The sequence below is a fragment of the Paenibacillus sp. FSL H7-0716 genome, from assembly GCF_038002705.1.
GTDB classification, from domain to species: domain Bacteria; phylum Bacillota; class Bacilli; order Paenibacillales; family Paenibacillaceae; genus Paenibacillus_AQ; species Paenibacillus_AQ odorifer.
Genome location: NZ_JBBODA010000006.1, coordinates 97,854 through 110,070, shown reverse-complemented (window position 1 = coordinate 110,070; position 12,217 = coordinate 97,854). Strand labels below are relative to the sequence as shown.

Below are 12,217 nucleotides of genomic sequence, written 5' to 3'. Positions count from 1 at the left end.
TCTTTTCTGGTGGTCTAAAGACTTGTATAATTATTACATATCGGGAAAGAGGATGAAGGAGCATTGCCGTGACTAAACCAAAGCTATTCATTGGATCTTCCAGGGAGTCTATACGTTATGCAAGAGCGATTCATGAGCAGCTGAAGAGGAATGCTGAAGTGCATCCTTGGTATGCCAACGCTTTTCGGGCGAATGAATACACTATGGAGGCGTTGGAGCGAAATTTGGATGAGAGCGATTTTGCCGTATTTGTGTTCTCGCCAGATGATGTTGCCAAAATCCGTGGTAAATATTATTATGTGACCCGCGATAATACGGGGTTTGAAATGGGTTTGTTTTGGGCTAGATTACGGCGCAGCCGTGTTTTTTGTCTAGTGCCTGATCAGGTAACTGCGCGTGATGATCTCATCCCTGGAGAAAATGTAGAAGAATATCATCTGCTATCTGATTTAGCGGGAATTACATCTTTAGAGTATGAAGTGCATCACGATAATCCTACGGCTGCTGTGGATGTGAGCTGTGGTAAGATTATTGATAGTATTCAAGAGCGTGGAAGATTCCGTGACCCGCTTAAAGATTTAGAGCAGCTAAAGATGGATTTAAGGCGCAAGGAAAGTATCCTTCATTTTTTTTGGCAATATAATAGTAATGTGACCATCTCCGAGAATGGAGATAAGTATCACGCACTTAGTGAGGCGATACGCAATTCCTTTTTACCTCCGAAGCATTGTCGTGTAATCGGTGCAGCCATCTGGCAGGCACAAGAGAAGGAACAACTTGTTCAGGTGGGGGGGAATGTCGGACGCGGTCACTCCTATCCCTTGTCTGTAACGAAAGGGTATGAGAAGCAGCCTAGTGTGGTAGATGCATTTTTATCGAGTAAATGGACTTTTTTTCAACGCACGGAAGTTGCAGAGGTATATATCCTATGCTATCCTCTAGGTAAGAAGTATGTTCTTTCCGTTCATTTCTCAGGAAGTGATGGATTATCTGCAGATGATCTTAAGGCGGTAGTTGGGAATAATCAGGATTTATTCCGTACCATCAATCATTTAGTAGGAGAGGATTCAGCATGAAGAGAATAAAAGGTATTAACAGCTTATCCGATGCTGTTCTCCGATCTGCGAGTGGTGGGAGCAGGAGTGCAGGCGGCGATGACAAAAGCACCAAAAGAAAAGCAGGCTCGAGTCATTCTGCTCAGCAGCCAGCTTCAGCTCAGATTTATACTGCACCTTCTTTGGACGGCGGAGACGACGAATATAAGAAGCTTATCAGCGGAAAAGTAGATAATAATAAACCATCCTTTGCGTGATTTTTTTATAAAAAGGGGGCCTCAGCCGTTGGCTTGAGGGCCCCTTTTTGGTATTCCATTCTAACGGCTGTTCTTCTTGGCGATTTCACGCCGTACGACAGGTGCAACCTCTGTTGCCAAAAGCTCAATGGCTTTGGCTACCTTAGCGTAAGGAAGGCCGCCGATATCGAGCTGAGTCATAAAGCGGCTATGACCGAACAGCTCATGCTGATAGAGAATTTTTTCGATAATTTGCTGCGGGCTGCCCACAGCCATCGTGTTATCAGCAGTTACATATTGCCCAAAGTCATCACGAGACACCTTGTACTCTTGACCCGGTTTTGGACGGATAGAGTTACGGTAACTATAGTAGTAAGGGTAATATTCATCCAACGCCTGCTGTGAGGTTTCAGCAATGTAGCCGTGGCTAGTGATCGCAATCTTTAGATCCTCAGGTGCATGTCCTGCTTGAATTCCGGCACGCCGATAGGTGGCGGCAAGCTCTTGAAAAGGCTCTGGACTGCCGCTTAGGATGGCGATAGCCATTCCGGTTCCGAGCATCCCGGCCTTCTCCGCGCTTTCTGGAGAACCGCCTACACCAATCCAGAGCGGAAGATTCTCCTGTAATGGACGTGGAGCAATCTCCGAATCCTTCAGAGATGAACGGAAGAAGCCCTCCCAGTTCATAACTTCATGTTTGTTAAGCTCCAAGAGTAAATTGATATTCTCGGAGAATAGACGGTGATAATCATCAAGCTCATACCCGAAGAGCGGAAAAGACTCCACAAAAGCACCACGCCCCGCAATAATCTCTGCACGTCCATTCGACAGCAAATCAAGTGTGGCGAAATCCTCGAACACCCGTACAGGATCAATGGTGCTTAATACGGTTGTTGCGCTCGTTAGTTTAATTCTGTTAGTAACCTGAGAAATGGCAGCCAGCACCACTGGCACCGAAGAAATTACAAAATCAAGACGATGATGCTCACCTACACCAAATACATCAAGTCCCGCCTCATCTGCCAGCTTAGCTGCAGCTACAACTTCGTCGAGACGTTGTTTTGGACTGATCTTCTTCCCTGTATGACAATCCGCTACGATGTCTCCTAAGGTATAGATACCAAATTCAAAATCGGTTGCTGGTGCTGCGGTTGCTTCGTTACTCATGCTCACAAACCCCTTGTTATTCATATATTTGCTAAAGCCTGTCCGTTTATGGAGGAATGTGATTATTATAACACAATGACTTACAAAATGTAAGTTTGTGAGTAAATGTTTTGATTTCTTCTGTTGTTTTTGACAAAATGGAATAATAATCCATAAGGGTTATGTCCTGCTCGTCCAATATTATTATATTTGATTTTAAGAAGCTATCCAAATGAGGCAGTTACTTATATGAGGAGGAGTTTGGTGGTGAGAGGAACAATATTGAAATCTTATCTTCGTACTGCAGTTATTGGTTTAGGGGTATTTCTTATGGTAAATCCGGTACAAGCAGCTGCGGTTGATCCACACACCTCTTTTATAGGCTCGAATGTTGATGATTACTATGCAAACCTGCCTGCCGCGAAGGTGGAATGGTCAACAACAATGGATTTGCCAGCTTTGAAAGATGTGCCGTCGGATTATATCATAGGTAAGGGTGTTGTTGCAGTCGGAGCGGGCAAAGCTTTTATCCTTCAAAAGGGTCAGCTTTTAGCGATTAACGTCCAGACTGGAAAAGTAATGTGGAAGTACGGCTCCAAATTAACAACGCCGCTGCTCTATCAGGATGGCGTGGCTTACGTCACTTCGGAGGCAGGTACAATCTATGCAGTTAACGCGGCTACGGGCAAAAATAAATGGAGCTCATCGGCAACCAGTAAAGGTGTTAGTAAATTGTTAATTGATAAAGAGCAGCTATTTGCTGCTAATGGCGATATTCAAGCCTACAATCTGAAAGATGGCAAGTTGCAGTGGCGCGATAATTTCAGCGAAATGCTGTTTGAACCATTTATGGTTGAGGGGAATCTGGTGCTAGCTCAAAACTCAGAATCCGGAGCATATACGTATGACATTTTACATGCATTTGATCGAACAACAGGTAAAGAGCTTTGGAATAGTGGTAATCATAGTCTTCCGATTGCAGCAGATGGGACTACGCTTATCTCACAACGGGAAGCTACATTGGTAGACCCTCCTCCTTTGACGACACTCGATCATTTGGATGTGAAGACAGGTAAGCTTGTAAAGGCTGTAGAGTATAATCCCACTCATATAGATCCTAATCATCCGAAACCAGAAGAAGAATATATGACTAGCGGAGGCAGAGCCTGGATCATTGGGGACAGGATATATATTGGGGGACAAAAAGGAGTCTATGGCTACCCAGTAAATGTTGATCCAGCTGCCGTAACACGAGATAATTATTCGTATGAATCCATCGGAGCTAAGTTAGCCTACGCGGCGGGTCCTTATGATGGAAGAATTCTTTTTAGTAACGAACAGAGCATTTATGGTGTTAAAATGTCTAATAAATCTGTGTTCCAGTACGGAGGAATCAGCAATCCGATTGCCCGCTTCGATCTGCTCGGACATGGCATGTATGTTGCCCAGACCGATGGGAAATTGGTTGCTATTGATCTAATTACCGCCAAACCGATCGTGCAGCTCAAAACATCAGGTAGAGTATTCGGCCCAACCTTGCTGGAGAACGGGATGATTATTGTGCAGAGTAAAGGGACGTTAACTGCTTTCAAGGAGCCTCAGGCTCTGAAAATGAAATAATCGAATCCACAACGGCTCTCCGATAACCATCCGGCAGAGTCGTTTTTAGTGGAATGATTCCACAATCCCAGTGCGAAAAATACAAATCTATTTTATGATAATAAGGTTATATGATGAGTAGACTGTAAGTTAACCAAATTACATAGAAGGACCGAGGGATATTATGGAACAGCAAGCGGTTTGGGCGATAGGTATTTTTCTGCTTATTTATGGACTTATTATTTCCGAAAAGATTCACCGTACCATTCTGGCGATGTTAGGCGCTATCGTCATGATAGCGATGGGCATTGTGGATCAGGAGACGGCACTGCAGCACATCGATTTTAATACTATAGGATTGCTTGTAGGAATGATGATGATTGTAGGGATTACCGCTGAGACGGGGCTCTTTAAATACGCAGTTGTGAAATCAGCTAAGTTGGCGAAGGGGAAGCCGAAGAGAATACTGATTGCTTTGTTTGTGATTACCGCAGTGGCTTCAGCATTTTTGGATAATGTGACGACAGTACTGCTTATGGTGCCAGTCACCTTCAGTATTACAAGACAACTGCGCATACATCCGCTGCCTTTTTTAATGTCACAAATTATCGCATCTAATGTAGGCGGAACGGCAACCTTGATCGGAGACCCGCCTAATATCATGATTGGCAGTGCTGTTAAGGAGCTGACCTTCATGGCTTTTATTAGCAATCTGACACCCGTGATTATCATCATTGTTTTGGCGTATATCCCGCTGCTGTTATTGATGTTCGGTAAACAAATTAAAACCACACCTGAATTGCAGCAGAGCATCATGGACATGGATGAGAAGGTTATGATTACGGATCATAAGCTGCTGCGAAAATGTCTGATCGTACTGGCAATTACGATTGCCGGGTTCTTTTTACATCAAGTGTTACATTTGGAGTCCGCTACGGTTGCGCTGGCTGGTGCATTTTTACTGCTGCTGCTGACCGGAGGGGAACATATGCTGGAAAAAGCTTTTCACAGCGTGGAATGGATTACGATCTTCTTTTTTATCGGACTGTTCGTGTTGGTGTCAGGGCTTGTAGAGACAGGTGTGATTGCAGAGCTGGCAGCAAAAGCGATTGAAATAACGAATGGTGATGTGCTGATGAGCTCAATGATGATTTTATGGGTCAGCGCCATTACCTCAGCATTTCTGGATAACATTCCTTTTGTAGCAACTATGATCCCTCTGATTCAGGAGATGGGCAATATGGGGATCAGCAATTTGGAGCCGTTATGGTGGAGTTTGGCTTTAGGGGCTTGTCTGGGTGGGAATGGCACATTGATTGGTGCGAGTGCTAATTTGATCGTAGCGGGTTTGGCAGGAAAAGAGGGGTACCCGATTACATTCATGAAGTATTTGAAGGTCGGTTTTCCTTTGATGCTGTTGTCCATTGTGATCTCCAGCGTGTATTTATATTTAAGATATCTGATGTAAGCAGCGTTACTAAGAGCCGGGGGAGCGATATGCTTGAAGTGATATTTTGATACGGCAGGTAGAAGTAGTCGAGGAAGTAGAAGGAGTAGAGGAAGTAGAGGAAGTAGAGGAAGTAGAGGAAGTAGAGGCAGCAGAGGCAGCAGAGGAAGTAGAGGCAGCAGAGGCAGCAGAGGCAGCAGAGGAAGCAGAGGAAGTAGAGGAAGTAGATGCAGGAGTATAAGTAACAAGTGGAGGCAAAATGCAGATTTTGAAGCGGTGAACATATGTTGAAGTGACGGTGGGAGCATATAAGTGTACTTTGTACAGTTATAACTCATCGAATAAATTGTCCCCCCAAAAATAGCTGTATTCAGTACACTTATTTTCATGATTTCCTCAGCTAAAGGTGATTTTTCTGGATTTTAATTGTATAGAATACAGTTATATTCAGGACGCCCCCTTTTTTATACGAAATAAGTGTACAGAATGCAACTAAATCAAAGATTGGGTTTAGATTTGGTAATTAAAATATACGGGGGGATCCGGAGGAGTTATTCCGAGGTTTACCCAAAGTCGACTTAACGCTACGCAATGCAGATAAACAAGCAGGCAGTGATTCTCCAATATCTGGAGGCTCACTGCCTGCTTGTTTTTTACATTAGAAAGGGCTGCTTAAGGAGTATGACTTCCAAAATACTGGTAACTTCCTTTGGGATATTGATTCCACTCGCCCTCAAGTGAATACTGCTGTGATCCAGTGTATATACCAGATTTACGGACAATAGTTCCACCTGTGGAGAGGAATTGCTGAGTAGAGGTAGGGTCACCGAGAACATCTACGATTTGGCCGTTTTTCTTCAGTACTAATGCTGTAATATTATATGTTTTTGGATTATAAAGACTCAGCTCATCATTGTAATAGGAGATATTCATTAAATCAAATGCGTCCCCAAAAGTAGAATCTATAAACATATACGGCATTGCTACAGGTACAGGATATAATGGCCGGGAATAAACCTGTTTGGTTTGGGTGGCTTTCATAAATTGGTAGACTTCAAGGGTGTAACCTTCTGCTTTTCCTGCGGGATTACCATTTCCTTTATAGTACAGCTCAACTGCGATTCTGCCGTCACCGCCGTCCAGATACTCTGAGAAGAATAGCTCGGAGGTGCCCTGTGAAGCCACACTTATAGATAAAACAACCGCTTTACCATCAGAACCTACTATCCATACCGTTCCTGGACTTGTAGGACCATTCCATATAGCTCCATTCAGAATTGCAGGTCCGCTCAATGAACCTGTGCTGCTTTCTGTATACACTTTAAATTGACTCTGATTAGGAATCAGCTTGGAAATATCGAAGGAAATATTGGATACACCTTGCTTGGTGGTTATTGGCACAAAGCCGTTGTTTACAAGCTGGGCTGTAATCAAGGTGAAAGTTGAGGTAGTTGAACCTCCTTTATTATCCGTTGCTGTGAGGGTCACTAAACCACTCGCTGAACTATTAGCTGCCGGAGTTACCGTTAGAGTGTTGCCATTAATGCTAAGTGTACCAGCATTTACGTTATCTATAGAAGCTGAATAAGTAAGCATGTCATTGTCTGGATCTTGAAAAAGCTGGGCCAGATCAAATATACGTGGTGCCGTGATACCTGGTGTTAAGAGTTGAGTAGTGATTCCAGATATCGCAATTGGTGGCTGATTAGACGTTACAGTGAATACAAAAGTAGAAGTGTTAACGCCACCTTGGCCGTCCATTGCTGTTATTGTAATCATGGCCGTACCTGAATTGACCGGCACAAGGTTGAGATGATTCCCATTTACAGATACAGTGGCAACGCTAGTGTCAGAGGATGCAGCTGCGAATGTAAGCGGGTCGCCATCCGGATCAATGAACACATTACTGATGTCGACGTTTTGGACACCACTTGTGATCAGAGCAGATATTGGATCAATATTATTTTGCACGACTGGTGCATGGTTCACCGGAGTCGGCGCCGGAGTAGGCTCAGGAGTCAGCACCGGAGTAGGACTAGGAGTCGCTACGGGAGTAGGCTCAGGAGTCGCCACCGGAGTAGGACTAGGAGTCGCTATCGGAGTAGGCTCAGGAGACGCTACCGGAGTAGGGCTCGGAGTCGCGACTGGAGTAGGCTCAGGAGTCGCCACCGGAGTAGGACTAGGAGTCGCTATCGGAGTAGGCTCAGGAGTCGCTACCGGAGTAGGACTAGGAGTCGCTATCGGAGTAGGCTCAGGAGTCGCTACCGGAGTAGGACTAGGAGTCGCTACGGGAGTAGGCTCAGGAGTCAGCATCGGAGTAGGACTAGGAGTCGCTACCGGGGTAGGGCTCGGAGTCGGTGCCGGAGTAGGCTCAGGAGTCACTACGGGAGTAGGCTCAGGAGTCGCGACTGGAGTAGGACTAGAAGTCGTCACCGGAGTCGGCTCAGGAGTGGCCACCGGAGTCGGGCTAGGAGTCAGCACCGGAGTCGGGCTCGGAGTGGCTACCGGAGTAGGACTAGGAGTCGCTACGGGAGTAGGCTCAGGAGTCGGATCGCTCACGGCGGCGTTAGCAGACGTGGACGAAGTATACGCAGGAGCAACGGCTCCAGATGCATTTTGAATCGTTTGGATATTATCTTGAATGGCTGTGTAATTTGTTATGAAATGTGAAGGCAGACTGTTGCCAGGCAACTGCAGATTTTGAATAGATAAGGAGGGAGCGATGGTGATCTTAGCGCCGCCTTCAACTATTTTTAAGGTTTGCAGGAAACTGCTGCTATGAATAGTAAATGGAGTTATAGAATCCACAATGATCTGCCCAATTTGGCCCTGAAAAGTTATACTCGAAACGCCATTTTTAATCTTCAAATCACCGGTAACATTGCCTTTAATAACAACATCATTTCCAGAAATATTGAGCAAAGAACCGGAGGGTAAGCCGGAGGTATTTAGTTGAACCCCTTTTTGTACAATTTCAAGCTCTTGCAAACCATCTATATGACGATTCAAGGAATTGAACTTAAGGACAGCTCCTCTTAAAGCATCATGGTTGCTATCACCCATTAATTCTTTGAGTTTACCTTCAATGAGGTAAGGCGTGCCATTGATCGTTACGAAATCTCTATCTATATTGTCGATCGTTGCAGTTTGTTGTTCTTCTTTAAAAATATTCAGCAGAAAAGAAGCCATATCCTGCCGCTGAACAGTACCTTTGGGGCTGAACATATCTTCGGGAGAGTCTATAAGTTTAAGACGTAATGCGACATCGGTATACTCTTTTGCCCAATTGCTGATTGTGGATTCGTCATTAACCTTCTTGGCTTGTCCACCTTGCGCTCCAGTTCCGCGGATGGCACGAACAAATATAACTGCAAGCTCTTCTCTAGTTACAGGTCTGGATGGATTAAAATTACCTGTAAGATCACCCTCCATAAATCCTGCCTTTTTAACAGCCTCAATAGCGGAGACACTCCAACTGGAGTCAGATACGTCTCTAAAGGTAGAGGTGGAGTTCACTGAGGAATCTAGCTTTAAGGTCTTCGCTAAAATGGCTGCGAGCTCTTGGCGAGTCATTGTCGCAGTGGGTCTGAATTGTCCATTCGGATCGCCTTTAAGCAAGCCTAGACGAGCAGCCTCGAGGATTGCGGCACTTTTCGTCTGTTGTATTTCGGTTAAGTCGGAGAACGGTGGAGTGATTTCAGCTGCAGATGCATAGAGAGTACCACCGAACAAGGTGTTAAGGGCAACAAGTGTTGCTCCCCATTTTAATGATATGCTTTTCAAGCAAAAGCCCCTTCCTTAGAACCAATTTGTCATAAGCTTACTTCATTATATCGACGCAAAAGCAAGGTTTTTTAATACTTTCATCCTAGTAAAAGTGATTAAATTCATTGCATTTCTAACTAACGCACTAGAAATAAATCCACTTCTGTTCCATAAAGGGGCTTGTTTTTTGTTGACAGCTTATAAAATCGATGATATTTTAAATATTATAATTCCAATTGATTTACTTTGAATAATGATTGCCGACTGTTCCTACAGAGGTATTGCGAATGTAAAAACGCAATGCCTCTGTTTTTTTTGTCCATACAGATTAAAGGAGGGGTCAAGGTGGGAGAAGCGTTGCTGTCAATTTCGAACCTAAATAAACGTTTTGAGTCTGCTGGGGGTCATGTTCAAGCACTCCATAATGTAGATCTCCATGTACAGGAGGGCGAATTTATTACAGTCATCGGCCCCAGCGGCTGTGGAAAAAGTACATTATTACGCATCGTAGCCGGTCTGGATAGCGGGTACACTGGCAGTGTCACCCTGGAAGGGGCGGAGATTGGGGGTCCTGGAATCGATAAGGGTTTTATTTTTCAGGAGCATCGCCTCTTTCCCTGGCTTACCGTTGAGAAGAATATTGCCTCTGATTTACCACTAGGGAACAAGGAGGTTAGGCGGAAGGTCGATGAATTGATTGATCTGGTGAAGCTAAATGGATTTGAGAAATCTTATCCCCGCGAGTTGTCGGGAGGGATGGCCCAGCGGGTAGCAATAGCTCGTGCACTTCTGCGCAATCCGAAAATACTGCTGCTGGACGAACCGTTTGGAGCACTGGATGCATTCACTCGGGCCCATATGCAGACGGTATTGCTGGACATTTGGCGGGCTAACCAAACAACCATGATTTTTGTGACGCATGATATTGATGAGGCTGTGTTCTTGGGGAATCGGGTAGTGATTCTAGAGCCGCGTCCCGGGAAAATACGTAAAATTGTACCGATAGATTTACCGTATCCACGGAAAAAAACAACGACCTCCTTTCAAGAGCTGCGTTTGAAGGTGTTGAATTATTTTGAAAAGGTAGATGAGCTAGAGCTTACAGACGGAGCCGGAATATAAAATAGGTCGACCATACCCATGGAGACTTTCGAAGACATTAACATTCGAAGGTCTCTTTCTGTTTATTTAAAGTGATTGTAAAGCTGAAAAAAGGTGGGTTCAAAGTATGACAAATCGGGCTGTAGCCATAAGAACTTCCGGACGCCCCGGAAAGGTGGCAACACTAGGACTTGGTCTTTTGCTGCCGGGCAGTGTGCTGATTCTGTGGCAGACGCTTGGGCATTATGGAATGATCTCGGAGATGCTGTTCCCTACGCCGTATACGATTGCGGAATCTTTTGTAACTTTAGCGGCTTCAGGCGATTTGTGGCCGAACTTTAGGATCAGCTTGGTCAGAGCCTTTTCTGGATTCCTGCTAGGTGGTGGACTGGGTCTGCTGTTAGGACTTCTCGTAGGCCTGTTCCGCAGATCGGAGAAGCTGTTAGATCCTTCCCTGCAAATGATCCGTATGATTCCCAGTCTGGCGGTAGTACCGCTGTTCATTTTATGGTTCGGGATCGGTGAGGAGTCGAAGGTGCTATTGATTGCTAAGGGAGCTTTTTTCCCACTTTATATCAATACGTTCATGGGAATTCGCGGCGTGGATAACAAGCTGTTCGAAGTTTCCCGGGTACTTGGCTTCAGCCGGTTGAAGCAGATTGGCAGGTTAGTACTTCCAGCAGCGCTGCCGAACATTATTCTCGGAGTGCGTCTCTCTCTAGGGCTTTCTTGGCTGGGGTTAGTAGTAGCAGAGCTTATTGCATCTACCTCAGGCATTGGATACATGATGTCCGATGCGCGTCAATTCGCGGACACACCAGTGGTGTTCGTGGGAATTATTATTTTTGCCGTAGCTGGATTGTTGAGTGATTCCATTGTTCGTTACATTGAACGACGGTTGTTGAGATGGCAAGACAATTATCGCGGATAACCTTGAACGCTCATTAAACAAAAGGGGGATGCACCATGAGCGATGGAGTAGAAGCTATTATCAAAAATACTAAAAGAGCCAGAGAAACGCTGGATAGCAGCGGCACAGCTCCTTTATCCAAGAAGACACTGAAGAAACCCGCAATACAAGTTGCATGGAAACCCTTGCTCTCTGATTGGGGAATGGGTGCAATTATCCCGGTGGTGACGTTAGTCCTTTGGCAGCTGGCAGGGAGTACGGGGCTGGTCTCAGCAACCTTTTTGCCGACTCCGCTTTCGATTGCAAGAGCTTTTACTGACTTGTTGGTTACTGGAGAGTTAACTCATCATCTGGGTGTCAGCATGGGTAGGGCGGGCATCGGATTTCTTATTGGAGGTGTATTGGGTCTTCTATTCGGCGTACTGACTGGCTTGTTTCGCAGTGTAGAATATGTGCTCGATCCTAGCGTACAAGTGCTTAGACTTGTTCCCCATTTAGCTATAGCGCCGCTCATTATTCTCTGGTTCGGGTTTGGAGAGATGTCTAAAGTTGTGATCATTATGACAGGCTCATTTTTTCCGCTCTATATTAATACGTTTATGGGCATCCGCAATATGGACAATAAATTGTTCGAAGTAGCTCGGGTTTTGGGATTCAGTCCATATCAGAAGCTGCGCAGGCTTATACTCCCGGCGGCGCTGCCTGGAATTTTGTTAGGGCTAAGGTTGTCGCTGGCTGTAGCTTGGATTGGTTTGGTTGTAGCAGAGCTTATTGGATCACAGTCAGGTATTGGGTTTCTTATCAATGAGGCGAAGCAGAACTCTAATACGGAGGTTGTATTCGTAGGCATTATTATTTTCGCAATTGTCGGTAAGCTGATCGATTCCTTGTTCCGGATTATTGAACGAAAGTTCCTGTTCTGGCGCGATAGTTACGAAGGCTAAACAAACTGAGGAGG

General features: G+C 45.1%; 10 protein-coding genes. 8 read left to right on the top strand and 2 right to left on the bottom strand.

Annotated elements, in window-relative coordinates; genetic code table 11:
• Positions 1-68: 68 nt before the first annotated feature.
• Both MHH60_RS10195 and MHH60_RS10190 read left to right on the top strand, forming a co-directional pair.
• Positions 69-1,076 carry a TIR domain-containing protein gene (locus tag MHH60_RS10195; RefSeq protein ID WP_179088930.1) on the top strand — a complete coding sequence of 336 codons (1,008 nt, stop codon included), beginning with the start codon at positions 69-71 and terminating at the stop codon, positions 1,074-1,076.
• Positions 1,073-1,312 carry a hypothetical protein gene (locus tag MHH60_RS10190; protein WP_036680302.1) on the top strand — a complete coding sequence of 80 codons (240 nt, stop codon included), beginning with the start codon at positions 1,073-1,075 and terminating at the stop codon, positions 1,310-1,312. Before MHH60_RS10195 ends, MHH60_RS10190 begins: the two co-directional genes overlap by 4 nt.
• Before the next feature lie 60 nt (positions 1,313-1,372).
• Here the strand turns inward: MHH60_RS10190 and MHH60_RS10185 are convergent, their stop codons facing one another.
• Positions 1,373-2,458: an LLM class flavin-dependent oxidoreductase gene (locus MHH60_RS10185; protein WP_076137039.1), complete on the bottom strand. Its 1,086-nt coding sequence runs from the start codon at positions 2,456-2,458 to the stop codon at positions 1,373-1,375.
• A 246-nt stretch (positions 2,459-2,704) separates the two neighbouring features.
• Between MHH60_RS10185 and MHH60_RS10180 the strand changes: the two genes are divergently transcribed.
• The 3 genes from MHH60_RS10180 (at position 2,705) to MHH60_RS10170 (ending at position 5,724) form a co-directional block, all read left to right on the top strand.
• The gene (locus MHH60_RS10180; protein WP_076137037.1) at positions 2,705-4,057 is read left to right on the top strand and encodes an outer membrane protein assembly factor BamB family protein; all 1,353 of its coding nucleotides are present in this window, start codon (positions 2,705-2,707) and stop codon (positions 4,055-4,057) included.
• Between the two features lie 163 nt (positions 4,058-4,220).
• A complete protein-coding gene (locus MHH60_RS10175; protein ID WP_076137035.1) occupies positions 4,221-5,504 on the top strand; it encodes an ArsB/NhaD family transporter in 1,284 nt (427 codons plus the stop codon).
• Between the two features lie 46 nt (positions 5,505-5,550).
• A complete protein-coding gene (locus MHH60_RS10170) occupies positions 5,551-5,724 on the top strand; it encodes a hypothetical protein (RefSeq protein ID WP_218640687.1) in 174 nt (57 codons plus the stop codon).
• Between the two features lie 431 nt (positions 5,725-6,155).
• On the opposite strand, the gene MHH60_RS10165 is transcribed toward MHH60_RS10170, so the two are convergent.
• Positions 6,156-9,266 (bottom strand): S-layer homology domain-containing protein, encoded by a 3,111-nt coding sequence (locus MHH60_RS10165; protein WP_081389082.1) that lies wholly within the window; start codon positions 9,264-9,266, stop codon positions 6,156-6,158.
• Positions 9,267-9,548: 282 nt separating this feature from the next.
• Here MHH60_RS10165 and MHH60_RS10160 point away from each other — a divergent pair, with 282 nt between their 5' ends.
• The 3 genes from MHH60_RS10160 (at position 9,549) to MHH60_RS10150 (ending at position 12,203) form a co-directional block, all read left to right on the top strand.
• On the top strand, positions 9,549-10,370 hold the full coding sequence (locus tag MHH60_RS10160; RefSeq protein WP_081389081.1) for an ABC transporter ATP-binding protein: 822 nt from the start codon (positions 9,549-9,551) through the stop codon (positions 10,368-10,370).
• 106 nt (positions 10,371-10,476) lie between these two features.
• Positions 10,477-11,280 (top strand): ABC transporter permease, encoded by an 804-nt coding sequence (locus tag MHH60_RS10155; protein ID WP_076137033.1) that lies wholly within the window; start codon positions 10,477-10,479, stop codon positions 11,278-11,280.
• A 35-nt stretch (positions 11,281-11,315) separates the two neighbouring features.
• Positions 11,316-12,203 (top strand): ABC transporter permease, encoded by an 888-nt coding sequence (locus tag MHH60_RS10150; RefSeq protein WP_076137031.1) that lies wholly within the window; start codon positions 11,316-11,318, stop codon positions 12,201-12,203.
• The last annotated feature ends 14 nt before the right edge of the window (positions 12,204-12,217 follow it).